Raw genomic sequence first — 26,790 nt, forward strand, 5'->3', positions numbered from 1 at the left:
ATGGCCAGGTGCTCCGGCAGCCACATAAGATGAAGCCGAAGCACCCGGTCCGGAAACATCCACCGGACCGGCAAACTACCGACAAAAACAACAACGGTGAACCGCCATGCCTACCCATCTTCTTCGTGGGTTGCCCCCCCGTCCTGCAGCCATCGCTCCGCCGGTAAGACCTCCGCGCCCACATGCGCCATCCGCACGCGCGCGCACCCGCCCCGCCGAAGACGCCTGACAGCTACGACCTGCACGGTCCCCGTGCATTGCAGCTTCGCGCCTCCGGCCCCGGTCATCACCCGATACGGCAGACAATCATGAAAAATCTCGCCAACCCCGCCTCGATCGTCGCGCTCTGCTGGGCGGCCTTCCAGATCTACATGGTCTACGGCACGCCGCTGGACCTGATCGTCGCGGTGCCGATCCACATCATGTTCGGCGTCGTGCTGACCTTCATCACCCATCCGCTGCGCAAGGGCGACGTCGGTCGCTTCACCGTGGCGCGCCTTTCGGACTACCTGCTCGCCGCCGTGGCGGTCGCCATCGCGCTGCACTACCTGCGCAGCGGCGAGATGCTGAACATGCGCATCGCCATGGTCGACCCGCTCACCACCCTGGACATGGTGGTCGGTGTCGCGGTCATCCTGCTGGTGATCGAGTCCGTGCGCCGGGCGCTGGGCATGGGCCTGACGGTGGTGATCCTGGTGTTCCTCACCTACCAGTTCATCGGCCCGCAACTGCGCGACATTCCAATGCTGGGGCTTATTGGCCACGATGGCGAGCCGAGCCGGCTGTTCTTCGAGACCTTCCTGGACATGCAGACGATGCAGAACGAGGGCGTGTTCGGCATCCCCAGCATCGTGTCCTACAACCAGGTCTTCTACTTCCTGCTGTTCGGCGCCTTCCTCCAGCTGTTCGGCGGCGGCCAGCTGTTCATGGACCTGTCGGTGCTGCTGGTGGGCCGCTTTCGCGGCGGCATGGCCAAGGTCTCGATCGTCTCTTCCACGCTGTTCGGTTCGGTCAGCGGCAGCGCCACGGCCAACGCCGCGGTGATGGGCATGTTCACCATCCCGGCGATGAAGAAGTCCGGCATGAGCGCCGAGGAAGCAGCCGCGGTCGAGGCGACCTCCTCCACCGGCGGGCAGATCATGCCGCCGGTGATGGGCGCCGCGGCCTTCCTGATCGCGCAGTTCATGGGCATCCCCTATGCGGAGGTGGCGATCGCCGCGCTGATTCCGGCGCTGCTGTTCTACATCGCGCTGTACTTCGTGGTCGATCTGCTGGCGCGCCGCAAGGGCCTGGCCGGGCTGAAGCGCTCGGAACTGGGTACGAACTGGAACAGCGTGCTCAAGCGCCTGTACCTGCTGATCCCGGTGTTCGTGCTGGTGTACCAGATCATGGCCGGCCGCGCGCTGAGCTCGGCGACCCTGCAGGCGATCTGGATCACCCTGGTGTTCGGCCTCTGCACCCGCGCGTGGGAAGGCTTTCGCGCCGAAGGCGGCAACGGCGTATTGAAAGCCGCCGGCTCGGTCCTCAGCGATTCGCTGCAGGCGCTGGATTCCGGAGCGCGTGGCGCCATCGCCGTGGCGATCCCCTGCGCCGGTGCCGGCATCGTGGTCGGCATCGCCTCGGTCACCAACCTCGGCCTGACGTTCGGCACCTTCGTCGCCGCGCTGTCCGGCGGCATGCTGATCCCGGCGCTGCTGCTGGTGATGTTCATGGTCATCGTGATGGGCATGGGCATGCCCACCACCGCGGCCTACATCATGGGCGCCATCCTCGCCATCCCGGCGCTGGACAAGCTGGGCGTGCCGGCCCTGTCGGCGCACTTCTTCGTGCTCTATTTCGCCGCCCTGTCGATGGTCACGCCGCCGGTGGCGCTGGCCGCCTTCGTCGCCGGCGGCATCGCCAAGGCCAACGTGTGGAAAACCGGCTGGGTGGCGTTCCGCTACAGCCTGGCCGGCTTCCTTGTCGCCTTCGCGTTCGTCTTCAGCCCCGCGCTGCTGTTGCAGGGCGACTGGCAGGCAATCGTTCCGGCGGTGGTTACCGCAGTGATCGGTTGCTACGCACTGGCCGCTTGCGTGGCGGGCTACCTGCGTGCCCGCAACTCACTGCTCGAATCGGCGCTGCTGTTCGTCGCCGCGGCGCTGTTGATCGCGCCGGTCATCAAAGCCTCGATAGGCGGTCTGGTGCTGTTCTGCGCGGTCTGGGCCTGGCAGAACCGCAAGGCCAGGGCCACACAGGGCAACTGCGTGCTGGGAAGGTCGGGCGCCTGATGGCCGTCCGCCTGCCGAATTCAACCAAGGAGAACAAGAAGATGATCAAGGCACTTAAGAAACATGCAGCGATCGCGCTGCTGGGAGCCATCGGATTGTGTGGCAGCGCTCTCGCCGCCGACCCGGTGAAGGTCAAGTTCGCCGCCGGGCCGACCGGCACCACCTGGTACGCCTATGCCGGCGCCCTGCGTGGCGAGATGCTCGAACGTCTGCCGGCCGGTTCAACGGTGGACATCCAGGGGACGCCCATGGCCATCGCCAACACCCAGCTGCTGGCCGCCCGGCGCGCCGACATCGGCCTGATTTTTCCGCCGGTGGCCGCCTGGGCCCGGCAGCCGTTCGGCCCGTTCAAGAAAAAGATAGAGAACGTTCGCGGCCTGGTGGGCGGCCTAGACCAGTACTACCAGCGCATCACCGTGCAGAACGACAGTCCGATCCAGTCGCTCGCCGACATCCGTGAGAAGAAGCTGGCGGTGCGCATCGGCACTGGCCCGCAGGGCAGCCTCAACGAATACATCGCCAAGCTGATCCTCGAGGCCAACGGCCTAAGCTACGAGGCGATCGAATCCTTCGGCGGCAGCATCAGCAAGTCGAGCCTGAGCATCCTGCAGGACCAGTTCGGCGACCGCCAGATCGACATGATCATCGGCATCACCACCGCCGGCCACCCGAACACCGCGCAACTGTCGATCACCCCCGGACAACGCTTCCTCGACCTTAGCGACGAGGCCGTCGGCCACCTGGAGAAGTTCGGCTTCGTCCGCGCCACCATGCCGGCCGGCATGTTCGAGATGCAGGACAAGCCGGTCCAAGGCGTCGGCTTCGCCACCTCCCTGTATGCCAACGACCAGCTCGCCGAGGACGAGGCCTACGCCATCACCAAGGCGGTCATGGAAGGCCGCGAGTCGCTGCAGCGCTCGTTCGGCTCGATGAAGGGCTGGACCGCCGAGGGCTCGGTGGATCCGGCCAACCTCTCCGCTCCGCTGCACCCGGGCGCCGAGAAGTACTACCGTGAAGTGGGACTGATCAAGTAATGCCCCCTTGCCGCGCGGCCATACGGTGCCGCGCGGCTTTTTCGCCGAACTCAGCGAGGAACAGATGACAGCCGACAACCGACCCGATGGCGGACAGGCCATCGTCGAACTGCTCAGGCGCAACGGCGTGGACCGGGTCTTCACCGTCCCCGGCGAGAGCTTCCTGCCCGTGCTCGACGCGCTGCACGACGCCCCCGACATCGCCTTGGTGGTGTGCCGCCAGGAAGGCGGCGCATCGATGATGGCCGAGGCCTACGCCAAGACTACCGGACGCCCGGGCGTCTGCTTCGTCACCCGCGGCCCCGGCAGCGCCAACGCGCTGGCCGGTCTGCACGTGGCGGCGCAGGACTCGACGCCGCTGCTGGTGTTCGTCGGCCAGGTGCCGCGCGCCATGCGCGAGCGCGAGGCCTGGCAGGAAGTCGATGTCGGCGCGCTGTTCGGCTCGGTGGCCAAGTGGGCCACCGACATCCAGGACGCCACGCGCCTGCCCGAATACCTCTCCCGCGCCTTCACCACCGCCCGCTCCGGACGCCAGGGCCCGGTGGTGCTCGGGCTGCCGGAGGACATGCTGTACGAACGTGTCGAGCCGGTCGAACTGGGCCCGGCGGCGATCAACCAAGGCTATCCGGCACCGCCGGCGCTGGAGCGCCTGCATCAGTTGCTGGCCGAGGCCCAACGGCCGCTGGCGATCTTCGGCGGCTCCGACTGGAGCGCCGAGTGCCGCACCAAGCTGCAAGCCTTCGCCGAAGCCCAGTGCCTGCCGGTGGCTACCGCCTTCCGCCGGCAGGACCGCTTCGACAACGGCCACCCGAACTACGCCGGCGACGCCGGCCTAGGGATGAACCCCGGGCTCGCCGCGATGATCAAGGAAGCCGACCTGCTGATCGCGATCGGCACTCGCCTGGGAGACATCACTACCCGCCATTACGAATTGGTCGAGGCGCCGCAACCGCGCCAGCGGCTGGTGCACATCCATCCGGACCCGCAGGAGCCCGGTCGCGTGTACCTGCCGGACCTGGCCCTGTGCGCTTCGGTGGCGAACTTCGCCGAGGCTGCCGTCGCGCTGCCGAAGCCGTCGATCCTGCCCGGCGAACGCCAGGAATGGCTGGCGCGGGCCCGCGAAACCTGCCAGGCCTGGCAGCAGCCGACCGAACTGCCTGGCCCGCTGCAGCTTGGCGAGATCGTCGCCTGGCTCGGCCGCCGCCTGCCGGACGACGCGGTGATCAGCAACGGCGCCGGCAACTACACGCTCTGGGTCCACCGCTTCTACCCCTACCGCGGCTGGGGCAGCCAATTGGCACCGACCTCCGGCTCAATGGGCTACGGCCTGCCCGCGGCGATCGCCGCCAAGCTCGCCCAGCCCGGGCGGCCGGCGGTGTGCTTCGCCGGCGACGGCTGCTTCCAGATGACCTGCCAGGAACTGGCCACCGCCGTGCAGTACGGCGCCAACGTCATCGTCGTGGTGGTCAACAACGGCTCCTACGGCTCGATCCGCATGCACCAGGACAAGCACTACCCCGGCCGCCGCTACGGCACCGACCTGGTCAATCCGGACATGGTCGCCCTGGCCCATGCCTACGGCGCCGGCGCCGCACGGGTGGAACGCACCGAACAGTTCGCCGAGGCCTTCGAGCAGGCCCTGGCGGCTGACAGCCCGTTCCTCATCGAAGTGGTGATCGATCCGGCGATCCTGCGGCCCTGACCGACGCGGAAGGCGCCATGCGCACCATCAGGGTTCCCACCAAGCGGCATCGCCCCGCCCCCGTAGGCGCGCTCGTGCGATCAGGGTGGGCGTGACGGCGGTCTGAAGCAGAGAGCCGCCCTGCTTGGCTTCACTCCAGGCCGGTGTGGCTGCTCCGATCATGGAGCGGCACGCGAGCCAGGCGACCAAGATCACCCCGATACCCGAGGCCATCCCCACCCGATGGGACGGTCCGGAAGGCATGGACCCCTGCGGGCCGTACATGAGCCGCACAGGGTGCATCGTGCGCCAGTACCCCGGCGATCGCCACGATGACCGCACCTGCGACTCAATGCATCACCGACCCACCATCCACCACCACCGTCTCACCGGTCATGAAGGCGCTGTCGTCGGAGGCGAGGAACAACAGCGGGCCGACCAGGTCGTCCGGCACCTGGTCGCGCTTGATCGCCCGACTGGCGATCACCGGCGCGGTCAGGCGCTCGCGCATCTCGGCGTTGGCCACCACCCCCTCGCTCAGCACCAGCCCCGGCGCCAGGGTGTTCACCGCGATGCCGTGGTCACCCAGCTCACGGGCCAGCGCGCGGGTCAGCGCCAGGACCGCGCCCTTGGAGGTGACGTAGTGCAGCAGCCCCGGAGTGCCTTTGAACGGCGTACCGGACGAGATATTGATGATCCTCCCTGAGCCCTGCGCCTTCATGTAAGGCGCCACCGCCCGTGTGCAGACGAAGGGGCCACGCACGTTGACCGCCATGACCCTGTCCCACTCACCGAGGTCGATTTCCTCGAACGGTCTCATCTTCAGCGAGGCGTAGATGGCGGCGTTGTTCACCAGCACGTCGATCCGCCCGAAGTGCTCCATCGTTACCGCGGCCATGGTTGCCGCCGACGTCTCGTCGGAGACGTCGGTCTTCAGCGCGATCGCATGGCTGCCCATGCCTTTCAACTCTTCGAGCAGCGTCGCGCCGTCCAGTACGTCGGCGACCACTACGCAGGCACCTTCCGCCGCCATCGCTCGGGCGTAGGTCGCACCGATACCCTGGGCCGCGCCGGTGATGATCACCACCTTGTCTTTCATCCGATTCATAGAGAGTCTCCAGTCGAACCCGGCTGCGCGGCCGGGGGTAGGCGTTGCGACCTTGAGCAGGTCAGGAAATGAACGCGGTCACCAGCCCCGGTTGCCAGGCGATCAGCACCATCACCAGCAGGGTGACGAGCAGGAACGGCAACAGCGGTCGCATGATGTCGCCCGGCCGGCAGCCGGTGACGCGGGACGCGACGTAAAGCGCCGCGCCCACCGGCGGGGTGAGCAGGCCGAGCGTGAGGTTGATGCACATGATCACGCCGAGGTGATAAGGGTTGATGCCGTAGACCGACTGCGCCACCGGCAGCACGATGGGCACCAGCAGGATCAGCGCGGCGATGCCATCGATGACCATGCCGACCGCCAACAGCAGCGCGATCAGCAGCAGCATGTAGATGAAGGGGTCGGTGGTCATGCTCTGCATCAGGGCACCGAGCTGCTGCGGAACCTGCTCATAGACGATCACCCAGCCGAACACCGCGGCCGCCGCCACCAGGGCCAGCACCACGCCACTGTTGATGCCCACCCGCAGGAGCATGTCGCCCATCCGCTCGAACTTCATCTCGCCGTGGGCGAAGCGCCCCACCAGCACCGCCATGGCTGCGCCCACCGCGGCCGCCTCGGTCGGGGTGGCGATGCCGCCGACGATGCTGCCGATCATCACCGCCGGCACGCTCAGCGACGGCAAGCTGCCGATCACGTTGCGCAGCATCTGCGCGCGGCTCAGACGCTCGTTCGGCGGGTACTGGTAGAAGAACCCGAGCAGCGCGATGACCAGGATGAACCCTCCGGCCATCAGCAATCCCGGGACGATGCCGGCGATGAACAGGTCGCCGATGGATATCTGCGCCAGCACGCCGAAAATCACGAACAGCATCGACGGGGGGATCACCGGCGCCAGCAGCGCGCCGGCCGCGGTGGTGGCAGTGGCGAAGTTGCGGTCGTAACCCTTCTGCTGCATCTCCGGGACCATGACCTGCGCCATTACCGCCACCTGGGCGTTGGCCGAGCCGACGATCGAGGCCAGCATCATGTTGGCGAGGATGTTGATGTAGGCCAGGCCGCCGCGGACCGAACCGAGGAATACCGAGGCGAAGGCGACCAGGCGCCGTGTGATGCCGCCCTCGTTCATCAGCTCGCCGACCAGCATGAACAACGGAATGGCCAGCAGCCCGTAGTTGTCCAGCCCGCCGAAGAACTGCTGCGGGTAGGAAAGGAACAGCACGCCGTTGCCGCTGGCCTGGATGTAGACCATGGCACTGACCGCCAGCACCAGCGCGATCGGCACGCCGATGAACAGCATGACCACGAAGAGTCCGATGACCATGATTATTCTCCCGAACCGGACGTGGCCTGCGCCGCGCCTGCGGGCACCGCGCGCGGCGGCGCCCGCAGGCTGTCGAGCAGGTTGGCCAGGGCGTGAATGCTACTGGTCAGCGCCACCAGCGGCAGGATCAGCCAGAACCAGAACTTGGCGACGCCGAGCGTCGCGGTCGGCTCCTGGTAGACGTAATTGAACGACCCGGCGGCGAAGGCCTCGACGTCGAAGCCGCTGCGCCACAGCGCCAGTGGGTCGAACCACAGCCAGCAGAGCACCAGCAGCGCCACGGCGAAGCCGAGCACCACCAGGTCGGCGGCGCAGGTGAGCGCCTTGCGCGCGCCCTCCGGCACCACGTCGGTGAGCAGGGTCACCGCCACTGCCTCGCGGGTCTGCAGGGTCACCGAAAGGCCCAGCATCGCCAGCCAGACCATGGTCAGCACCGCCAGCTCGTCGAGCCAGAAGATCGGCATCTTCAGCGCCCGGCCGGCCACGTTGACCAGGATCATCAGCGGCAGGATCACCACCAGCGCGCGCAGGGCCACCCGCTCGCCGCGGCCGATGGCATTACTCAATGCCCGAATCATATGCACGTCCCCGAACTGAACGGATCTGAGCCCCGCGGGCGTCGCGCCGGCGGGACGCGCTTCATTGCCGCTGCAGGCCCGCCGCTTCGCGGCGCAATTCGGCGAGCGCCGGGGTCTTCTTCAGCCAGGTGTCCTCCCACTGCTGCAGCTTGTCGCCGAAGAACTCGGGGCCCACCGGCACCACCTGGACCCCGGCTTGCTCGATGCTCGCCTGGGTCTCGGCCTCGGCCTTCTCGTAGTGGGCGGTGAGGCTGTCGAGGTGCTTGCGGCTCAGCTCGCGGATCAGCGCGCGGTCCTCCTCGCTCAGCTGCGCCCAGACCCGCCCGGACATCAGGCCGATCACCGGGAACATCATGTGGTTGCTCTGCAGCACGGTCTTGCCGCGCTCGTACAGACGCAGCTTCCAGATCAGCTCGAGGTCGGCGTCGACGCCGTCGACCTGGCCGTTGGCCAACGCGTCGTAGACGTCGGTGACCGGCATTGGCGTGGAAGCGGCGCCAAGCAGACGGTAGAAATCCTGTACCGGCGGGAACGGAGTGATGCGAATCTTGCGGCCGTTGACGGCCTCGACCGAATCGGTGGCGAAGGCATTGAGCATCAGGCGCATGCCGGCCACGCCGTAGCCGAGCCCGACCACCCCGGCCTTGGCCGGCAGCTGTTCGAGCAGCCCCTGAGCGGCCGGCCCGTTGAGCAGCTGGCCGGCCTGCACCACGTCACGCACCAGGTAGGGGGCGAACAGCGCACCGAAATCCGGCACCCGGTTGGCCACCTCGGCGGTGGTCATGAAGGCCATGTCCAGCGCGCCGGTCTGCAGCTGTTGCAGCATGCGCGCCTCGCTGCCGAGCTGGCCGGCGGGAAAGACCACGACGCCGTACTTGCCGCCGGAGCGCTCCTTCAGCTCCTCGCCCATGGCCTGCGCCGCCTGCGACCAGGCGTGCGTGCCGGGGACGATCAGCCCCAGGCGCAGGTCCTTGGCCGAGGCCGCCGCGCCGAACAGCAGGGCTGCGGTTGAAACCAGCGCGCAGAGCAGTCTTGTAGTTTTCTTCATGGCTCACCTTTCTTGTTTTATCGAGCGGACGGCCGAACGCGGGTACCTCGACGGCCGTTGACACAGGGTGATTACCGGCATCGCCGACGAGCGATCCCTCCACCCGGCGAACGGGTGGTCAATCGATCCAGCGAAGGAGAATGCAAAGGGTGATGCGAGAACGTGCAGACGACGCCCATGGATAACCTCTTGTTTTTCTTATAGGCGGGCCGGCAACGGCTCTAGCACGCGCTCCGGCCCGTCAGGTGCGTGGTCACGAACCTAGCGCAGGCAGAGCATCCGAGCCATTAGGGAATAATGATGTCGGGGATCAGGGATCGTTATGGCCAGCGCGGGTACGAACGGCCTGTCGTGCAAATGGGGACAGGGCATCGCCGGCACTGATGGCGCGCATCAGAAAAGCTTAATAGGCAGCCTTTCGCGACGCTTCTAGCATGGCCAAAACAATAATCACGAGAGAGTATCGCCATGCTGTCCCAGCATTCGCCCTCGGCCGAATCCGCCTCCCCAATCCTGCCACTCGGCGCCAGCCTGCGTGGCTGGCTGGATCATCTGCAACAAACCCAGCGGCTGAGCATCGTGCATCCGGGGACCGACCTGCGCTTCGGCGTCGCGGCCATCGCCAACCGCCTGGATGGTCACAGCGCGTCCCTCTTCCTGAAACCGGGCGGCCACGAGATCCCGGTGATCTCCGGCCTGCTGTCGGACCGTCAGTGGATGGCCGAGGCCATGGGGGTCGAACCGAGCCAGGTGCTGGCGCGCTTCGAACACGCCAGCCTCAACCCGTTGCCCTCACAGGACGTCACCGACGCGCCCTGCCAGCAGGTCGTGCATCGCGACGTCGATCTGCTCGCCCAACTGCCCATCCCCACGCACAACGAGCACGACAGCGGCCCCTACATCACCGCCGGCCTGCTGATCACCCGCAACCCGCGCACCGGCGTGCAGAACGTATCCATCCACCGCTTGCAGGTCAGCGGCCGCAACCGCCTCGGCGCGCTGCTGCTGCCGCGCCACGCACTGGCGTTCTTCCAGGAAACCGAGCGCGAGAACGAGGACCTGGAGGTCGCCGTGGTGATCGGTTCCGACCCGCTGACGCTGATGGCCTCGCAGGCCATCGTGCCGATCGATCACGACGAACTGGAGATCGCCGGCGCACTGCACGGCCGCCCGCTGCCGGTGGCGCAATGCGTGACCAACCGCATCCGCGTGCCGGCCGACGCCGAGATCGTGGTCGAGGGCCGCCTGGTGGCGGGTGCGCGAGAGGAAGAAGGGCCGTTCGGCGAGTTCCCGCAGTACTACGGCGAGCGCGCCGAACGCCACGTGATTGAGGTGGACGCCGTCACCCACCGCCAGGCGCCGCTGTTCCACACCATCGTCGGCGGCGGTCTCGAGCACCTGCTGCTCGGCGGCATCCCGCGCGAGGCGACCATGCTCGCGCACCTGCGCCGCAGCTTCCCCAGCGTGCGCGATGTGCATCTGGCCCGCGGCGGCGTGTGCCGCTACCACCTGTACGTGCAGATCGACAAGCGCTCCGAGGGCGAGGCGAAGAACGTTATCCTCGGCGCGCTCGCCGGCCATTACGACATCAAGCACGTGGTGGTGGTGGACACCGACGTCGACATCCACAACCCCACCGAAGTTGAGTGGGCGGTGGCGACCCGCTTCCAGGCCGACCGCGACCTGGTGCTGATCCACGAGTCCCAGGGCTCCAAGCTCGATCCTTCCACCCGCGATGGGGTCGGCTCGAAGATGGGCTTCGACGCCACGGTGCCGCTGGCGGCCCCACCGATGCGCTTCAAGCGAATCCGTGTCCCGGGCGAGACCGAGGTCGACCTCGCCACGGTCTGCCAGCCGGCCGGCGCCGGCTGGCAGCAACTGTTCGGCCAGCCGCACGACGGCTGACCGGCGGCGGATGCGCGGCGTACTGCGACGCGCTCCGCGAACGGGCCCGACGGTCAACCGGAGGGACCCCGTCTTCTCTCGACGCCCAGGCGTTCAGGCGTCCCCGAGCTGGCCGCCCACAAGGCGCCAGGCCCGGGACGCCACCCGCTCAGGTCAAGACAGGCAAGGGCACGGCGCCCTCGCCCATAGCTGAAAAACAAGCACAAGCAGCTTTGCCGGACAGGAGAATCAGATGCAGCAGGCACGACATTTCATCGATGGGCAGTGGAGCGACGACAGCCAGTGGGCCGACAGCCTCGACCCGGCCAATGGCGAACTCATCGGCCGCTTCGCCGACGGCGGCGAAGCCCAGGCGCGCGCCGCGGTCGAGGCCGCTGCACGCGCCTTCGAAAATCCGCAGTGGTCGCAGAATCCGCGCCTGCGCCAGCAGGTGATGCTGGACTGGGCAGCCGCGCTGAAGAGCCGCCAGGAGGAACTGGCGAGCCTGCTCACCCGTGAGAACGGCAAGGCGCTGGCGCAGTCGCGCGGCGAGATCGGCGGCGCCATCTCGGAAATTCTCTATTACGCTGGCCTCGCGCGGCACAACCCCGGCCACGTGCTGGAGGTCGCGCCCGGCGAGTTCTCCACCATGTTGCGCGAACCGGCCGGCGTAGCCGCGCTGATCATCCCCTGGAACGCGCCGGCGGTGCTGCTGGTGCGCGCGCTGGCCCCGGCGCTGGCCGCCGGCTGCACCTGCGTGGTCAAGCCGGCGCCGCAGACCGCGCTGTTCAACGCCGCCTTCCTCGCGCCGCTGCTGGAGCTGCCGGGCCTGGCGCCGGGGGTGGTCAACCTGTTCGCCGAGACCAGCCACGCCGGCGCCGCCTACCTGGTCGCCACGCCGAAGGTCGACGTGCTCAGCTTCACCGGCTCCACCGCCACCGGCACGCGGATCATGCAGGACGCCGCGCCGACCATGAAGAAGCTGTCGCTGGAACTCGGCGGCAAGTCCTGCTGCCTGGTGCTGGAGGATGCCGACGTCGCCGCGGTGGCGCCGAAGCTGGCCGCCGCCGCGACCATCATCTCCGGCCAGCAGTGCACCGCCGCCCGCCGCGTACTGGTGCACGTCAGCCGCGCGGCGGAAATGAAGCAGGCGCTGGCCGCCGCGCTGGCGGATATCCGCCTCGGCCACGGCCTGGAGGCCGCCACGCAGATGGGTCCGCTGATCGACCGGCAATCGCGCGACCAGGTGGAGCAGCGCATCCGAGAGTCGCTGGACAGCTGCGATGAGGTGCTGCTGACCGGCGGCCGCCCGGGCGGCACGCTGGAACGGGGCGCCTTCCTCGCGCCGACGTTGATCGCCCACCAGGACAGCAGCGCCTTCTTCTGCCAGGAGGAAATCTTCGGCCCGCTGCTGGTGCTGGAAACCTTCGAGGACGAGGCCGAGGCCGTGCGCCGCGCCAACCACACCGAATTCGGCCTCTCGGCCAGCGTCTGGACCCGCGACGGCGCCCGCGCCATGCGTCTGGCCCGGGCCTTGCGCAACGGCACGGTGTGGATCAACGACCACAATAAACTGTTCGCCGAGGCGGAAACCGGCGGCTATCGCAGGAGCGGCCTCGGCCGCCTGCACGGCTACGACGCGCTGCTGGATTTTACAGAGCTCAAGCACGTCTACCAGAATGTCGGCTCCCTGTAGGCCGACATCGACGAGGTTGAGATGGAACTGCGCCAGCTGAAGTACTTCACCTGTCTGTACGAGGAAGGGTCGGTGACCAAGGCGGCGCAGCGGCTGAACATCGTCCAGCCCGCCCTGTCGATGCAGATCGCCAAACTGGAAGAGGAGCTCGGCCAGCCGCTGTTCGAGCGCACGCCCAAGGGCATGACGCCGACCGAGGCCGGCGTGCAGGCCTATCGCCTGTTCATGCCGATCCTCGGCGAGCTGCTGGAGGCGCGGCAGACGCTGATCGACCGCAGCGGCGAGATCGGCGGGCGGATCAACGCCGGGCTGATCGCCTCGGCGGCCAACCAGGCGCTGGCCAGCACCCTGGCCTACTTCGTCGAGCACCACCCGGACGTCGAGCTGCAGGTCAGCTACGGCTACAGCCAGGACCTGATCGACCGCGTACTGTCCGGCGCGCTGGACTTCGCGGTGATCAACCAGAGCTTCCAGCAGGAGCACCTGCACCGCATGGATATCCTCGACGAGGAGCTGCTGGTGGCCACCGGCGCCACCACCCGGCTGCGCATTCCGACCCCGGTATCGCTGGCCGCGCTGGGCGGGCTCAAGCTGGTGCTGCCGTCGCGCCGCCACGGCCTGCGCATGGTCATCGACCAGGCGCTCGCCGCCCAAGGCCTGGAGCTGGCACCGCACCTGGAGCTCGACGACCTCACGGTGATTGAAAGCTTCCTGCGCCGCAGCGACTGGATCAGCGTGCTGCCGGCCACCGTGCTGCAGCGCGGCCTCGAGGAAGGCGCGCTGCGCGCCTATCCGCTGGCCGCCCCAGGCATCACCCGGCGCATGGTCTGCGTGCACGACAGCCGCCGCCCGCTGACGCCGGCGGCGACCCTGTTCATCGACATCATCAGCAAGACACTGGCCACCGCGCTCAACGCCATCCACTTCTACAAGGAAGGCGCTCTCCAGGATGCAGACCATGAACTCAGCTAGTCCCCGCCCGCAGCGGCTCGTCATCGGCATTTCCGGCGCGTCCGGCGCGATCTACGGCGTGCGCCTGCTGGAGCTGCTGCGCGACACGCCGATCGAGACCCACCTGGTGGTGTCCAAATCGGCGCTGATCACGCTGTCCCACGAGACCGGGCTGTCCTGGTCGCAGCTCAAGCCGATGGCCACCGTGTGCTACTCCAACCAGGACATTGGCGCGGCCATCGCCAGCGGCTCGTTCAAGACGCTGGGCATGATCGTCGCGCCCTGCTCGGTGCGCTCGATGTCGGAGATCGCCAGCGGCGTGACCTCCACCCTGCTGACCCGTGCCGCCGACGTAATCCTCAAGGAACGCCGGCGCCTGGTGCTGATGGTGCGCGAGACGCCGCTGCACCGGAACCACCTGCGCACCATGACCGAACTGGCCGAGCTCGGCGCCATCATCGCCCCGCCGGTGCCGGCTTTCTATGCCAGGCCGGCGTCGCTGGCGGAGATGGTCGATCATACCCTCGGCCGCGTGCTCGATCTGTTCGACATCGAGCTCGGCGTGGTCAGGCGCTGGCGCGAGACGCCCGAAGACCTGCCGACCCTCGACGAGATCGAGGCGACGACCTGCGAGCGCTGACCCTCATGCACCCGCCCCCCGCCCGCCTTCGGAGGCCGCGCCGCCCCTCAGCGGGGCAGCGTCGCCAGGAACTGCGCGATCAACGCCAGCACGCGCGGGCGGGCCTGGTTCTGCGGGAAGTGCCGGCAGTGTTCGAGCAGCACCGTCCGACAGGGACCGACGACTTCGCGGGCGATGGTCTCGAGCTGCGCCGGGGTGGCGAACTCGTCCTCCCGTCCCTGGATCGCCAGCAGCGGCACCTGGATGCGCAGCAGTTCCGGGTAGAGGTTCCAGGCAGCGAAGGCCGGGTTCAACCAGGTCTCGCTCCAGCCGCGGAAAGCCCCGTCGAGGTTGTCGCCATGGTAGGCGTGCAGGCGTTCGCGCAGGTCGCCACGGGTGTATGCCTTGACCGTGCGGCGCACGCCTTCGACGCTGACCGGCTCGACATCGACGTGCGGCGCCAGTACCACCACGCCGTCTACTCGCGGATCCTGCCGAGCCGCATAGGCGAGCGCGATGGAGGCGCCGTCGCTGTGGCCGACCAGCACCACCTGCTCGAGCGCCAGGCCGTCGAGCACCCGGCCAAGCTCGTCCGGGCCGTCCACACTGAGGTAATCCAGCGGCCGTGGCAGCGGCACCGGGCTGGAGCGGCCGTAGCCCTGGCGGCTGTAGATCAGCACAGGCGCGGCGCAGGCTTCGGCCAACTGCGCCGGGAAGTCCTTCCACAGGTCGAGGCTGCCGAGCCCCTCGTGCAACAAGACGAGCGTCGGACCGGTCGAATTCGACGGGTGCAGGAACCGATATTCGAGCGTGGCGGCTTCGGTCTCGAGGTATTGGCGGTGCGTCATGGAGTACGGGCCCGTCTGACTGGGGGCTCGAAGGTTAACCGATTTGCGCGGCGCCACCGGCGACCGCATCCGTCATGGGGATTCTGACAATGCGCCAACTCGACCTTCAGGTGGTGCAAACCGCCTTGCAGTGGGTCCACGAAGGCCACGCCGTCTGGCTGTGCACTGTACTTTCCACCTACGGCTCGGCGCCGCGCGCACCCGGCGCGATGCTGGTGGCGCGAGCCGACGGCCAGTTCGTCGGCTCGCTCTCCGGCGGCTGCGTCGAGGAGGACTTCCTCGAAAGCCTGGCGCGCGGCGAGCTGCGCGCACCGACGCAGATTGTCCGCTACGGCGAGAGCGGCGATGAGCGCCAGCGGCTACGCCTGCCGTGTGGCGGCATCCTCCAGGTACTGGTGGAGTATCGCACCCCCGACGCGGCCTGGGCGGACCACCTGCAGGGCCTGTACGACGCCCTGCTTGGCCAGCGCCGGCAGGTGCGCGAACTGGAGCTGACCTCCGGCGCCTTCGCCCTGGCCGCCGACGATCGTGGCGGCGCGGTAGCGCAGGTGGAGAACGAGCGCGTGCGCCTGCGCATCGGCCCGGCACTGCGGCTGGTCCTCGCCGGGCTGTCGCCGGTGGCCGAATACTGCGCCAGCTTCGCCCGCGCCATCGGCTGCGAGGTGATCGCCTGCGATCCGCGCGAGGAGATGCACCAGCGCCCGCTCGAGGGCGTGCGCCTACATTCGGTGCTGCCGTCGGAATTCATCGTCGCTGGCAACTGCCACGAGGCCACCGCGGTGGTCGCCCTCACCCACGACCCGCGCATCGACGACCTGGCGCTGATGGAGGCGGTGCGCACGCCGGCCTTCTACATCGGCGCCATGGGTTCGCGGCAGACCTCCGCGCGGCGTGCCGAACGCCTGGCGCGGGTCGGCGGCCTGTCGGCGGAGCAGATCGCCCGCATCCACATGCCCATCGGCCTCGACCTCGGCAGCAAGACACCCGCCGAGATCGCCCTGTCGGTGGTCGCCGACGTGCTGCGCGTCTACCACGGCAAGGCCCGCGATGAACTCTGAAGCGAAGGTGGTGGGCCTGATGCTGGCCGCCGGACGCGCCAGCCGCTTCGGCGCCGACAAGCGCCGCGCGCGCCTGGCCGACGGTCGCACGCTGCTGGAGGCGAGCCTGGAAAACGCCGCGGCGGTCTTCGACGAACTGTTGCTGGTGCTGCGCGACGACGACCGGATCGACGACCTGCGCCTGCCGCCGCAGGTCCGGGTGCTGCACACGCCGCTGGCCGAACGCGGCCTCGGCGCCAGCCTGGCGGCCGGCGTCGCGGCGCTCGCCACGCATTCGGCCGAAGCGCTGGCGGTACTGCTCGGCGACATGCCCTGGGTCCGCCCCGAGACCTGCGCCCGACTGATCGCCGAGGCCGACGCCGCACGCATCTTGCAACCGTGCCATGATGACCGTCCCGGGCACCCGGTGCTGTTCGGCCGCGCCTTCTGGCCGGCATTGTGTGAACTCGACGGCGACGAGGGCGCGCGCGGCCTGATTCGTTGCCATGCCGACCATTACCGGTCGGTGCAGGTCGAGGATTCCGGCATCCTGCTGGACGTCGACCGGCCCACCGACCTCGACGGGCGCCCAGCGCCCGCCGCTCCTTCCATCCACCGACCCGCAAGGAGCTAGCGATGTCCACGGCACAACGCGTCTTTCACGGCAAATTCGGGCGGGTCGCCTTGCTCGACATGGACCGCCCCTTGGTCACCCACTCGCATCACGAGTGCCATGTACTGGTGAAGGCGTCCGGGGCGGACACCTTCTTCAACGTCAACGGCCGCCAGGTGCCGCTGACCGATCGCTGCGCGGTGCTCGTCAACGCCTGGCAGCCGCACTACTACGACTACCAGCCCGGCGCCGAGCAGACGCAGATCCTCGCGCTCTACATCGAGCCGGCCTGGCTGGCCGAGGCGCAGCAGTCGCTGGCCCTGAGCGCGCACCCGGGCTTCTTCTCGCAGCCGTGCATCGAGCTCAACAGCAAGAACCGGGCGATGGCCGACCAGCTGATCGCCGAGGCCTGCAGCGTCGGCCTGGTGCCGCGCGAGCGCATCGAATTCCTGCTGTTCGACTTTCTCATCGAGTTGATCGAGGACTACTCACAGTGGAAACACCTGCGCCGCCTCGGCGCCCAGGTCCGCCAGGGCTTTCGCGACGCGCGCATCCGACGTTCCTGCGATTACCTGCAGAACCACCTCGACGACCCCGACTGCCTCACCAACGCGGCGCAGGCCGCCGGGCTGTCGCGGGCGCACTTCTTCACCCTGTTCCGCCAGGACACCGGCATGACGCCTACCCTGATGGTCAACGACGCACGCATGCGCCGCGCCTTCCTCTGGCTGGAACGCGAACGAAACGGCACGCTCGGCCAGCTCGCCGAGAACCTCGGCTTCTCCGAGCAGGGTCATTTCACCCGCTTCTTCCGCCAGCACATCGGCGCCTCGCCGAGCCAGTACCGCCGGGTGGTGGACAGCTACCGCGCAAGCGACAGGGAGTGACCTGAGGGTACTGGTTAGCTCAACCACTTTAACCGCGATGCATCCAACGGATGACAGTCGCGGCGGCTAACCGGAACCCCGAAAACGAAAAGCCCTGCAGCGCGCTCAGCGCGGCGGGGCGTCATCGTTTTTTAACAGAGGCATTCTGCGGGTTCCAGCCTACTTGCCGGCTCGTTTCGGCGTAATACAGGAAGGTGATCTCGATACGCCTTGGACTCGATCATCGGCTAGAAATGCGCTGCTATCAACAGCCAGCGCATATGCACGGCTTCGACTCTTTACGGATCGCTCTACTGCTGAAGGATGCTGGCTAAGTTGCTGCTACCGCTCTGAACGATACCAGCTGAATTACCGCCGAGTGATTGCCCTTGCCTGAGGAAAGCCCGGTTAGCGTTACCCGTTTGGCTGACGAGTGATTCATGGGCATAAAGCTCTTGAGCGGCTTCTATTTGGTTGTAAGAGCCAACCTGAGCAATATCCAGCTTGTTGTTGTCCCCAAACTGGGACGATACCACCGTATTGTACTCGCCCTCCGAATATCCGGTTAGGCTGCTGTTTTGCCCGTTGATATAAGCATCAAGCTCGTTTCCTGTACCACGCTGTGCATAGTCCAATGTGCTGTAACTACTGCCAGCAATAATCGTGGCGATGTTCGCGTCTCCAACTTGATCCAGGAACACATCACCGGCAGGGTAGCGCCCCGAGTATTGATATATATCTGCCCGGTTGGCGGTGCCGGTCTGTTCAACCACAGCAAAACCACCTCCGATACCGGTGCTCACCTGCTCCAGCCGCACCAGATTCGCCGTGCCATTCTGCTGAATCTCCGCCGTGCTAAAACCGGACTGGTCCACTTGAACGACGTTACCTTGGCCAATCGAAACAACGTCGAGATCATTGCCTACCCAGGTTTGCCTGGCATCGAATTGGTTACCGTCCCCTTCCTGGTGGAGAGCCGCCGACACAGCGAGTTCGTCACGGTATTCGTGCTGCTCGAGCGTGGCGTTATTGGAAGTTCCAGCTTGATAGATATCGGCGCTGGCCATGCCGGGACGGCTTCCATTCACCTGATAGATCTCGGCCGAATTCGCCGTCCCTACTTGCGCGACGCCTGCCTGTCCACCCTCGCTGCTGGTACCGGATTGGCTTGTAAGCACGCGGTTCTCGATCCCGACCTGAAGAACCAAGGACCGCTGCATAACACCACTCTGCGTCTGCTCTGCAATGTTGCTGATGCCGTACTGCTCTACCTCAGCCACATGGTCGTTGGCCAGGACGCTGCCGTTTGCCACCAGCAAAAATGCAGCAGCTAAAGGAGTTATTTTTGACATTGGAATCTCCTGTTCGCGTTGATGAGCTCCGTACATCACAGGCGAAGCAAAGGAGAGTTTTGTCGGTCCGTTCGGGTTGCGGTATAGATCAAGAGAGCCAAATGAGGGCGGAAGGGGATTAGTCCCTAGCCCGTGCCTCGCAGCGCTTTACTGCTGCGATCTTGCCACTGCCCCATAGCCTGGAACAGCAGGTGCTCGGCCTTGCCGGCCTGGCTCTGGCTGAATATCGGCGAATGATGGAGGAGCCAGAGTTCGTCGGAAATCTCGGGCCCTCGGGTGTTGGCGACACCACTGTTTCGCCTAGGCATACAGTTGTTGGCTGCCGCGCATGCAGATTGGTATCGGCTGCGCATCCCAAATTTACCTTTGACCGGAAATCCATAAACGAAAAAGCCCCGCTGCATGCTTAGTGCGGCGGGGCTTTCGTCGTTCTTGATAATGGCGGAGAGATAGGGATTTGAACCCTAGGTACCCGCGAAGGTACAACGGATTTCGAATCCGTCCCGTTCGGCCACTCCGGCATCTCTCCAGCGGCGCGCATCATATCAGCTCGGATGCATTTGTCGAACCCCGAGCCGCTATTTTTTTACCCTTTTCAGCAGGTTGCGGCTGCTACGCAGTCACGCTGTATTGCGCGGGTATCAGCTAGTCAGCCGGGTCAGCGCTTCGCGGTACTTGTCGGCGGTCTTCTGGGCGACCTCCGCCGGTACGGCCGGTGCCGGTGGCTGCTTGTTCCAGCCGGTGCTTTCGAGCCAGTCGCGGACGAACTGCTTGTCGAAGCTCGGCGGGTTGCGCCCCTCTTCGTAGCTGTCGGCGGGCCAGAAGCGGCTGGAGTCGGGCGTGAGGACTTCATCCATCAGCGTCAGCGTGCCGTTCTCGTCCAGGCCGAATTCGAACTTGGTGTCGGCGATGATGATGCCTCGGGTCGCTGCATACTCCACCGCGGCGCTGTAGAGGGCGATCGAGGTGTCGCGGACCTTGGCAGCCAGCTCCTTGCCGATGATGGCCTCGCACTGCTCGAAGGAGATGTTCTCGTCGTGGTCGCCGACCGCCGCCTTGGTCGAAGGCGTGAAGATCGGCTGGGGCAGCTTGGCGGCCTCCTTGAGGCCGGTTGGCAGCTGGATGCCGCAGACGGTGCCGCTGCGCTGATATTCCTTCCAGCCCGAACCGACGATGTAGCCCCGCACGATGGCCTCGACCGCTACCGGCTTGAGTCGCTTGGCCACCACCGCCCTGCCCTGGACCAGCGGCAGCTCTGCGGCGGGCACCACGTCCTCGACGCGGTCGCCGGTGAAATGGTTCGGCACCATACCCGAGAGCTTGTCGAACCAGAAGTTCGAGATCGCCGTGAGGATTTTGCCTTTTTCGGGAATCGGCTCGGCAAGGATCACGTCGAATGCCGAGAGGCGATCAGTCGCCACCATGAGCATCCGGTTGGCGTCGATCTCGTAGAGGTCGCGTACCTTGCCGGAGTAGATCTTCTTGAGGCTGAGCTGAGTCGGTGCAGTCATGTCGGTGTCCCGGTAGCGTGCGAAGCTGCCAGGCGATCCTGGCCATGCCAGGCGTTCGGGCGAGCTGCGGCGCGTTGAAATGAAATAGGCGAAACCCAGGGGCTTCGCCTATCTGCTCGGTGGCCGTTGCGCTGGCTTAACCGAGGTTGTCCTGAAGCTGGGTAAGCACACGGCGCGCGATATCGCTCGGCGCAACGGTGTTGATGTTGCGCTCGACGGTCACCTGGGCGCTGCCGCTCACCGTGGTGATGCGCACCTGGTAGCGCTCGGCGCGCGCATCGATGTCCTCCTGCGACGGACCACGGCGGAACAGGCGCGAGAAGAAGCCACGCGTCTCTTCAGGGCGCTGGGCGCCTTCGGCCAGGTTCACGTAATAGACGCCCAGGCTGCGGTCGAGGTCGTCGATGCGAATATCGGCTGCCTCGAGGGCGCGGCCGATGCGCGACCAGGCGCGATCGAAATCGCTTTCCAGCTGCAGCATCGGGTTGCCGTTGCCGTCCTCGCTGAGGCGCACCCGGTCCGGCGCATCGAAGTCACGCTCGGCCAGCAGCGACACCGAACCGCCCTGCTCGGAGGAGCGAGCCAGGCCCGTGCGCAGTTCGTCGAGCAGAGCAGCATCGAGGCTGGTGTTGACCGAGCGCTCGGTCCAGGCGACGTCTGCCGTACTGCCGGCGGGACGCTGCGCACTGACCACGAAGATCTCGCTGGTATTGCTCTGCACGCCCGGCTCTATCCGTACGCGAAAGCGCGACTCGTCGTTGCGCATGCCAAGGCTGCTGGCAAGGGTCGAGTCGATCTGCTCGCGGGTCTGCCAGCCCGTGACGAACTCGCCGGTCTGCGGCCGTTCCTCGGCAATCTCGAAACCGTTGTCGATGAAGAACTGACGCGCGGCAGGCCACACTTGCGAAGGCGTGCGCATCGCGACCAGCCAGCGCGAATCGCCGGAGCGCTGCAGGCTGAACTCGCTGGCCTCAGCGGCCACTTGCAGGCGCTGCGGGCGCGGCACTTCGTAATCACTGGAGGCATGCGAGTCGGCGACGTTACGCGGGATCGGCAACAGCGGCTCGACCGGACGAACTACGCTGCCAGGCGGTGCCTGCATCGGTGCCGTCTGGCGGGCCGACAGATAGTCGTTTCCACGGTCCCGGAAATAGCCATCGTCACCCCAGAGCCAGCCACAGCCGCTGGTACTGGCAATGATCACCGCCAGGGTCGAGAAACCGGCCAATCGCTTCATGCGTATTCCCTTATCGTTCAAACCAGTACACCGGATTCGCGCATTGCCTGACGCAATGGCTCCTGGCAGCGCGGGCTCAGCCAGGTCAACGGCAGGCGAATGCCGTCGGGCATCAGGCCCATCTCGTGCAATGCCCACTTCACCGGAATCGGGTTGGCCTCGATGAACAGCTGCTGGTGCAGCGGCATCAGGCGCTGATGAATGGCTCGCGCGGTCTCGGCATCGCCGGCCATGGCCGCCGCGCATAGGTCGCTCATGGCGCGAGGGGCGACGTTGGCGGTCACCGAGATGTTGCCCTTGCCGCCCATCAGCATCAGCTCGACGGCCGTGGCGTCGTCACCGGAATAGACGAGGAAGTCTTGGGCCACGCGGTCGAGGATGTCGCGCGCGCGGCCGAGGTCGCCGGTCGCTTCCTTGATACCGATGATGTTGGAGACTTTCGACAGGCGCTCGACCGTTTCAGGGAGCATGTCGCAGGCGGTCCGACCAGGCACGTTGTAGAGAATCTGCGGAATCGCGACGGCTTCGGCGATATGGCGGAAGTGCAGGTAGAGCCCTTCCTGGGTCGGCTTGTTGTAATACGGAGTGACCAACAGACAGGCATCGGCACCGGCGGTCTTGGCGTTCTCGGTAAGCTCGACGGCCTCACGGGTGGAGTTGGCGCCCGTCCCGGCGATGACCGGAATACGGCCATTGACCTGGCCGACGACGCGACGGATCACTTCGATATGTTCGGATACGTCGAGCGTGGCGGATTCGCCCGTGGTACCGACCGCAACGATTGCGTTGGTGCCTTCCTGCAAATGGAAATCCACCAGCTTGCTCAGGCTGTCCCAGTCCAGACCACCCTGCGCATCCATGGGCGTGACCAGTGCCACCATACTGCCCGCAATCATGCAACCACTCCTGCCGGAAAAAGAGAGGCGTAATGGTACAAGGCTCCAATACGCTTTGCGAGCGCGCCGCGCGGTCGCGCTGCGAGAGAAGCCAAGTCCTCGACTGCCGGCACCCGAGGCATCTGTTCGGCGGCGATGAATTTCCCTCGGCGAGCGAAGTTCGCTAACCTTAGCCCTTTTCGGCCTGGCTGGCCGACCGATTCATCACCCCAGGAAAGCTGCATGTCCACCCCTCTCGTACGCGAACAGTTCCTCGTTATTAGCGCTCTGGGCGCCAACGCCATGGAGCTTACCAATGTGCTCTGCCGAGCCAGCCACGAGAACCGCTGCGCCGTGGTCAGCACCCGGCTGAGCCGTCATGGTGACCATAGCGCCCTGGTCCTGCAGATCTCCGGCAACTGGGATGCGCTGGCGCGCATGGAGTCGGCGCTGCCGGCGCTGTCGAAGAAACACGCTTTCACCCTGAGCATCATCCGCAGTTCGGCACCGGAAGCCCGCCCCGAAGCCCTGCCCTACGTGGCCTACGTCAGTGCGGTCTATCGTCCCGACATTCTCAGCGAGCTGTGCCAGTTCTTCATCGACCACCGCGTCGCACTGGAAAGCCTGACCTGTGACACCTACCAGGCGCCGCAGACAGGCGGCACCATGCTCAACGCCACGCTCACCGTCACCCTCCCGGCCGGCACCCAGATCAGTTGGCTGCGCGATCAGTTCCTCGACTTTGCCGATGCCCTGAACCTGGACGCCCTGATCGAACCCTGGCGCCCGCAGAACCCCTAGTCATCACGGAATCGCTGCGGCGCCGGCCGCAGCGTCAGGCAAAACCGAAGGAGCAATGATGAGCGTCGAACTCGACCAACCGGTACCGCCGTTCCAGGCACAAGCCACCAGCGAACAGTCCGTCAGCCTCGAAGCGCTGAAGGGCAAGCAGGTCGTGCTCTACTTCTACCCGAAAGACAACACCCCCGGCTGCACCACCCAAGGCCAGGGCTTTCGCGATCGGCATGCCGAGTTTCTGGCCGCCGACACGCTCGTGTTCGGCGTGTCGCGCGATAGCCTGAAGACCCATGAAAACTTCAAGCGCAAGCAGGCGTTCCCGTTCGAACTGATCAGCGACAAGGACGAAACCCTTTGCCAGCTGTTCGACGTGATCAAGCTGAAGAAGCTCTACGGCAAGGAATACCTGGGCGTGGACCGCAGCACCTTCCTGATCGACCGCGAGGGCGTCCTGCGCCAGGAATGGCGAGGCGTGAAAGTCCCCGGCCATGTGGATGCAGTGCTCGAAGCGGCACGCGCACTCAGCGCGAGCTGATCGATCGAGGGAGGCCGCCGGGCAGCGGCCTCCCTTAACATTCAAGCGACCGGATCTTCGGTCACCGCCACCGCGCCATGGCGTGGCCAGGCGTTGAGCACCGCCTTGAAGAGCGTCGCCAGCGGAATCGCGAAGAACACCCCCCAAAAGCCCCACAGCCCGCCGAACAGCAGCACCGCGCAGATGATGGCAACCGGATGCAGGTTCACCGCCTCGGAGAACAGCAGCGGCACCAGCACGTTGCCGTCCAGCGCCTGGATGATCGCGTAGGCCACCATCAGATAGATGAACTGATCGCCCCAGCCCCACTGGAACAGGCCGATCAATGCAATGGGGACGGTTACTACCGCGGCGCCGATATAGGGCACCACCACGGAAAACCCGACCAGCAGGGCCAGCAGCGCCGCGTAATTGAGACCGAGCAAGGCGAACACCACGTAGGACACGACGCCGACGATCAGAATTTCGATCGACTTGCCGCGAATGTAATTGGCGATCTGCAGGTTCATCTCCTGGGCGACCTGGGTGATCAGGCCCCGCTCGCGGGGCAGATAACCGCTGATCCAGTTACTGATCTGCTGGCGGTCTTTGAGAAAGAAGAACACCAGGATCGGAACCAGCACTAGATAGATCATCAACCCGAGCAACAGCGGCAGGCTGGCCAGCGAGGACGTCAGCGCGATATGGCCGAAGCGACCGAACTCGCCACGGATCGCGTCGATGCCGCGCAGCACCTGCTCCTGGGTGATCAGTTGCGGATAGCTCTCTGGGAGCAGCAACAACAGCGATTGCCACTCGACCAGCATTCGCGGCAGCTCGTTGATCAAGGTGAAGCCCTGCTGCCACAGCAGCGGCACGAGAATCAGAATGCACACCGACAAGGCACCGACGAACAGCGCGAACACCAGCCAGACGGCAGCCAGGTGGGGCACACGAAAGCGCTCGAGCGTGCCGACCAGCCCCTGCATGAGAAACGCCAGCACCAGGCCGGCGATAACCGGAGCGAGCATCCGCCCAAGGGTCAGGACCAGCAGAAACGCCAGAAATAGCAGAACCGCCAGGACTACAGCCTCCTCGTCGGAGAAATAGCGATGCATCCAACCGCGTAGAACCTTGAGCATGCGACTCCTTGTTGGCCTTCAGGCCTTGCGCAACCAGTAACGATAAATGCCGGCATCCACCTCTTCATGCAGCAAGGCATGCCCGGCCAAATTGGCAAAACTGCGAAAGTCTCGTTGCGAACCCGGATCGGTCGCGATCACCTTGAGGACTGCGCCGCTGGCCAACCGGTTGAGTTCGAGCTTCGCCTTGAGCAACGGCATCGGGCACTCCAACCCGCTGGCGTCCAGCTCGGCGGCGACGGGGATGTCACCGTTTGCTGCGTCATTCATGATCAGTCTCCACAAAGGTCGTCAGGATACCGAGCAGGGCCCACCTCTGGCCAGCCGGCCAACCTCGACGCTACAGTAGCGATCTCACGTAACCCGAGCCTTCTGGATGAAATTGCTGCGCCCCACCCTGCTGACGCTAGCCTGCCTGCTTGCCATGCCCGTGCCGGCCAACGAACTGCCATCGCTGGGCGACGCCAGTTCCGGCATCGTTTCACCCGAACAGGAATTCCAGCTCGGACGCGCCTGGCTGAGCATGCTGCGCGCCCAGGTCAAACAGATTTCCGATCCGGTACTCAAGGATTACGTCGAGAGCAGCGTGTATCGCCTGGCCGAAAGCAGCCAGCTGCAGGACAGACGCCTCGAGTTCATCCTGCTCGACAGCCCTCAATTGAACGCTTTTGCCGCCCCCGGCGGGATCATCGGCGTCAACGGCGGCCTCCTCACCAATGCGCAGACCGAGTCCGAATACGCCTCGGTACTCGCCCACGAACTGGCGCACCTGTCGCAACGTCACTTCGCCCGAGGCCTGGAAGCCCAGCAACGCATGCAATTGCCATTGATGGCCGCCCTGCTCGCCGGTGTCGTCGCCGCGGCGGCAGGCGCGGGCGACGCCGGCATCGCGGCGATCGCCTCGACCCAGGCCGCCGCCATCCAGGAACAGCGGCGCTTCTCCCGACAGAACGAGCAGGAGGCTGACCGTATCGGCCTGGTCAACCTGGAACGGGCCGGCTATGACCCGCGCGCCATGCCGATGATGTTCGAGCGCCTGATGCGCCAGTACCGTTACGACCAGAGACCGCCGGAGTTTCTGCTGACACACCCGGTGACCGAATCGCGTATCGCCGACACCCGCAATCGGGCCGAGCAGTTCGCCAGCGGAGGCGCCGAGGACAGCCTGCGCTACCAACTGCTGCGCGCGCGCGTCCAGCTTCGCTTCGAAAGCTCGCCCGGCGCTGGCGCCAAGCGCTTCAGGGCGCTGCTCAGCGAAGATCCGACACTCGATGCCGCGCGTTATGGCCTGGCGCTGGCCCAGATCAAGACCGGCCAGCTCGACGAAGCGGCCGAAACACTGCAGCCGCTGCTACAGGGCGCGCCGGACAATCAACTGTACAACCTGGCGCAGACCGAACTGGACATCACCGCCAACCGTCTGCCACAGGCCCTGCAGCGGATGCAGCGGATGCAGAACCTCTACCCCAGCAGTTATCCGATCCAGCAAATGTACATCGATGTGCTGCTCAAGCAGGGCAAGACGGCAGAAGCCGAGAGCGCCCTCGACGAACTGGTCGGACGCCGCAGCAAGGATCCGGATATCTGGTATCAGGTTGCCGAAGTGCGTGGACTGAGCGGCAACATCGTCGGCCTGCACCAGGCGCGAGCCGAATACTTCGCCCTGGTCGGCGACTATGACCAGGCGATCCAGCAGCTGGGCCTGGCCAAGCGGCGCTCGCCGAACTTCCAGCTGGCCTCGCGCATCGACGCCCGCGAGCGGCAGATGATCGAGGAGCAGAGGATGATCAAGGAAATGATGCGCTGA

At 66.1% G+C, this 26,790-nt stretch carries 24 protein-coding genes, 1 tRNA gene and 1 pseudogene; 13 read left to right on the top strand and 13 right to left on the bottom strand.

Annotated elements, in window-relative coordinates:
* The first annotated feature begins 308 nt into the window (after positions 1-308).
* The 3 genes from G7026_RS13620 to G7026_RS13630 all read left to right on the top strand — a co-directional run bounded on the left by G7026_RS13620 (position 309) and on the right by G7026_RS13630 (position 5,003).
* Positions 309-2,267, top strand: a complete 1,959-nt coding sequence (locus G7026_RS13620) for a TRAP transporter permease (RefSeq protein WP_181071451.1) — start codon at positions 309-311, stop codon at positions 2,265-2,267.
* A 41-nt stretch (positions 2,268-2,308) separates the two neighbouring features.
* On the top strand, positions 2,309-3,301 hold the full coding sequence (locus tag G7026_RS13625) for a TAXI family TRAP transporter solute-binding subunit (protein ID WP_181071452.1): 993 nt from the start codon (positions 2,309-2,311) through the stop codon (positions 3,299-3,301).
* A 64-nt stretch (positions 3,302-3,365) separates the two neighbouring features.
* Positions 3,366-5,003, top strand: a complete 1,638-nt coding sequence (locus G7026_RS13630) for a thiamine pyrophosphate-binding protein (protein WP_181071453.1) — start codon at positions 3,366-3,368, stop codon at positions 5,001-5,003.
* A gap of 328 nt (positions 5,004-5,331) precedes the next feature.
* Here G7026_RS13630 and G7026_RS13635 read toward each other — a convergent pair whose 3' ends face one another.
* The 4 genes from G7026_RS13635 to G7026_RS13650 all read right to left on the bottom strand — a co-directional run bounded on the left by G7026_RS13635 (position 5,332) and on the right by G7026_RS13650 (position 9,040).
* Positions 5,332-6,090 (bottom strand): SDR family NAD(P)-dependent oxidoreductase, encoded by a 759-nt coding sequence (locus G7026_RS13635; RefSeq protein WP_181071454.1) that lies wholly within the window; start codon positions 6,088-6,090, stop codon positions 5,332-5,334.
* 61 nt (positions 6,091-6,151) lie between these two features.
* Positions 6,152-7,414 (bottom strand): TRAP transporter large permease, encoded by a 1,263-nt coding sequence (locus tag G7026_RS13640; protein WP_181071455.1) that lies wholly within the window; start codon positions 7,412-7,414, stop codon positions 6,152-6,154.
* A gap of 2 nt (positions 7,415-7,416) precedes the next feature.
* Positions 7,417-7,992 (bottom strand): TRAP transporter small permease, encoded by a 576-nt coding sequence (locus G7026_RS13645; protein ID WP_181071456.1) that lies wholly within the window; start codon positions 7,990-7,992, stop codon positions 7,417-7,419.
* A 61-nt stretch (positions 7,993-8,053) separates the two neighbouring features.
* Complete coding sequence (locus tag G7026_RS13650) at positions 8,054-9,040, bottom strand: TRAP transporter substrate-binding protein (RefSeq protein ID WP_181071457.1); 987 nt, start codon at positions 9,038-9,040, stop codon at positions 8,054-8,056.
* 468 nt (positions 9,041-9,508) lie between these two features.
* Here G7026_RS13650 and G7026_RS13655 point away from each other — a divergent pair, with 468 nt between their 5' ends.
* From G7026_RS13655 to G7026_RS13670, 4 genes are all read left to right on the top strand, one after another.
* Positions 9,509-10,945 carry a UbiD family decarboxylase gene (locus tag G7026_RS13655; protein ID WP_181071458.1) on the top strand — a complete coding sequence of 479 codons (1,437 nt, stop codon included), beginning with the start codon at positions 9,509-9,511 and terminating at the stop codon, positions 10,943-10,945.
* A 232-nt stretch (positions 10,946-11,177) separates the two neighbouring features.
* The gene (locus G7026_RS13660; RefSeq protein ID WP_181071459.1) at positions 11,178-12,620 is read left to right on the top strand and encodes an aldehyde dehydrogenase family protein; all 1,443 of its coding nucleotides are present in this window, start codon (positions 11,178-11,180) and stop codon (positions 12,618-12,620) included.
* A gap of 21 nt (positions 12,621-12,641) precedes the next feature.
* Positions 12,642-13,592, top strand: a complete 951-nt coding sequence (locus tag G7026_RS13665; protein WP_181071460.1) for a LysR family transcriptional regulator — start codon at positions 12,642-12,644, stop codon at positions 13,590-13,592.
* Complete coding sequence (locus G7026_RS13670) at positions 13,579-14,211, top strand: UbiX family flavin prenyltransferase (protein WP_181071461.1); 633 nt, start codon at positions 13,579-13,581, stop codon at positions 14,209-14,211. The genes G7026_RS13665 and G7026_RS13670 overlap by 14 nt, the downstream gene beginning before the upstream one ends.
* 47 nt (positions 14,212-14,258) lie before the next feature.
* Here the strand turns inward: G7026_RS13670 and G7026_RS13675 are convergent, their stop codons facing one another.
* Entirely contained in the window at positions 14,259-15,038 is a 780-nt protein-coding gene (locus G7026_RS13675) for an alpha/beta fold hydrolase (RefSeq protein WP_181071462.1), read from the bottom strand.
* 89 nt (positions 15,039-15,127) lie between these two features.
* Between G7026_RS13675 and G7026_RS13680 the strand changes: the two genes are divergently transcribed.
* From G7026_RS13680 to G7026_RS13690, 3 genes are read left to right on the top strand one after another with little or no spacing between them, the layout of a single operon-like run.
* Positions 15,128-16,096 carry an XdhC family protein gene (locus tag G7026_RS13680; RefSeq protein ID WP_181071463.1) on the top strand — a complete coding sequence of 323 codons (969 nt, stop codon included), beginning with the start codon at positions 15,128-15,130 and terminating at the stop codon, positions 16,094-16,096.
* Positions 16,086-16,709, top strand: a complete 624-nt coding sequence (locus G7026_RS13685; RefSeq protein WP_181071464.1) for a nucleotidyltransferase family protein — start codon at positions 16,086-16,088, stop codon at positions 16,707-16,709. Before G7026_RS13680 ends, G7026_RS13685 begins: the two co-directional genes overlap by 11 nt.
* A gap of 2 nt (positions 16,710-16,711) precedes the next feature.
* Positions 16,712-17,575: a helix-turn-helix transcriptional regulator gene (locus G7026_RS13690; protein ID WP_181071465.1), complete on the top strand. Its 864-nt coding sequence runs from the start codon at positions 16,712-16,714 to the stop codon at positions 17,573-17,575.
* 290 nt (positions 17,576-17,865) lie between these two features.
* Here the strand turns inward: G7026_RS13690 and G7026_RS13695 are convergent, their stop codons facing one another.
* The 6 genes and pseudogenes from G7026_RS13695 to dapA all read right to left on the bottom strand — a co-directional run bounded on the left by G7026_RS13695 (position 17,866) and on the right by dapA (position 22,550).
* Entirely contained in the window at positions 17,866-18,906 is a 1,041-nt protein-coding gene (locus tag G7026_RS13695) for a hypothetical protein (protein ID WP_181071466.1), read from the bottom strand.
* Between the two features lie 182 nt (positions 18,907-19,088).
* Positions 19,089-19,187 (bottom strand): annotated as a pseudogene (locus G7026_RS22635) (lipoyl(octanoyl) transferase LipB); the annotation flags it as partial.
* Positions 19,188-19,345: 158 nt separating this feature from the next.
* Positions 19,346-19,435, bottom strand: a tRNA-Ser gene (locus tag G7026_RS13700).
* Between the two features lie 112 nt (positions 19,436-19,547).
* The gene (locus G7026_RS13705; protein ID WP_181071467.1) at positions 19,548-20,417 is read right to left on the bottom strand and encodes a phosphoribosylaminoimidazolesuccinocarboxamide synthase; all 870 of its coding nucleotides are present in this window, start codon (positions 20,415-20,417) and stop codon (positions 19,548-19,550) included.
* Positions 20,418-20,553: 136 nt separating this feature from the next.
* Positions 20,554-21,654, bottom strand: coding sequence for an outer membrane protein assembly factor BamC (bamC, locus tag G7026_RS13710; RefSeq protein WP_181071468.1), 1,101 nt, complete (start codon positions 21,652-21,654; stop codon positions 20,554-20,556).
* 17 nt (positions 21,655-21,671) lie between these two features.
* On the bottom strand, positions 21,672-22,550 hold the full coding sequence (gene dapA, locus G7026_RS13715) for a 4-hydroxy-tetrahydrodipicolinate synthase (RefSeq protein ID WP_181071469.1): 879 nt from the start codon (positions 22,548-22,550) through the stop codon (positions 21,672-21,674).
* Positions 22,551-22,772: 222 nt separating this feature from the next.
* Between dapA and G7026_RS13720 the strand changes: the two genes are divergently transcribed.
* Positions 22,773-23,330: a glycine cleavage system protein R gene (locus G7026_RS13720; RefSeq protein ID WP_181071470.1), complete on the top strand. Its 558-nt coding sequence runs from the start codon at positions 22,773-22,775 to the stop codon at positions 23,328-23,330.
* A gap of 58 nt (positions 23,331-23,388) precedes the next feature.
* Entirely contained in the window at positions 23,389-23,862 is a 474-nt protein-coding gene (locus G7026_RS13725) for a peroxiredoxin (RefSeq protein WP_181071471.1), read from the top strand.
* Positions 23,863-23,903: 41 nt separating this feature from the next.
* Here G7026_RS13725 and G7026_RS13730 read toward each other — a convergent pair whose 3' ends face one another.
* Both G7026_RS13730 and G7026_RS13735 read right to left on the bottom strand, forming a co-directional pair.
* On the bottom strand, positions 23,904-24,983 hold the full coding sequence (locus G7026_RS13730; RefSeq protein ID WP_181071472.1) for an AI-2E family transporter: 1,080 nt from the start codon (positions 24,981-24,983) through the stop codon (positions 23,904-23,906).
* Positions 24,984-25,001: 18 nt separating this feature from the next.
* On the bottom strand, positions 25,002-25,253 hold the full coding sequence (locus G7026_RS13735) for a sulfurtransferase TusA family protein (RefSeq protein ID WP_181071473.1): 252 nt from the start codon (positions 25,251-25,253) through the stop codon (positions 25,002-25,004).
* A gap of 106 nt (positions 25,254-25,359) precedes the next feature.
* Between G7026_RS13735 and G7026_RS13740 the strand changes: the two genes are divergently transcribed.
* On the top strand, positions 25,360-26,790 hold the full coding sequence (locus G7026_RS13740; protein ID WP_181071474.1) for a M48 family metalloprotease: 1,431 nt from the start codon (positions 25,360-25,362) through the stop codon (positions 26,788-26,790).

It is taken from the genome of Stutzerimonas azotifigens (assembly GCF_013522725.1).
Classification (GTDB): Bacteria; Pseudomonadota; Gammaproteobacteria; order Pseudomonadales; family Pseudomonadaceae; genus Stutzerimonas; species Stutzerimonas azotifigens_A.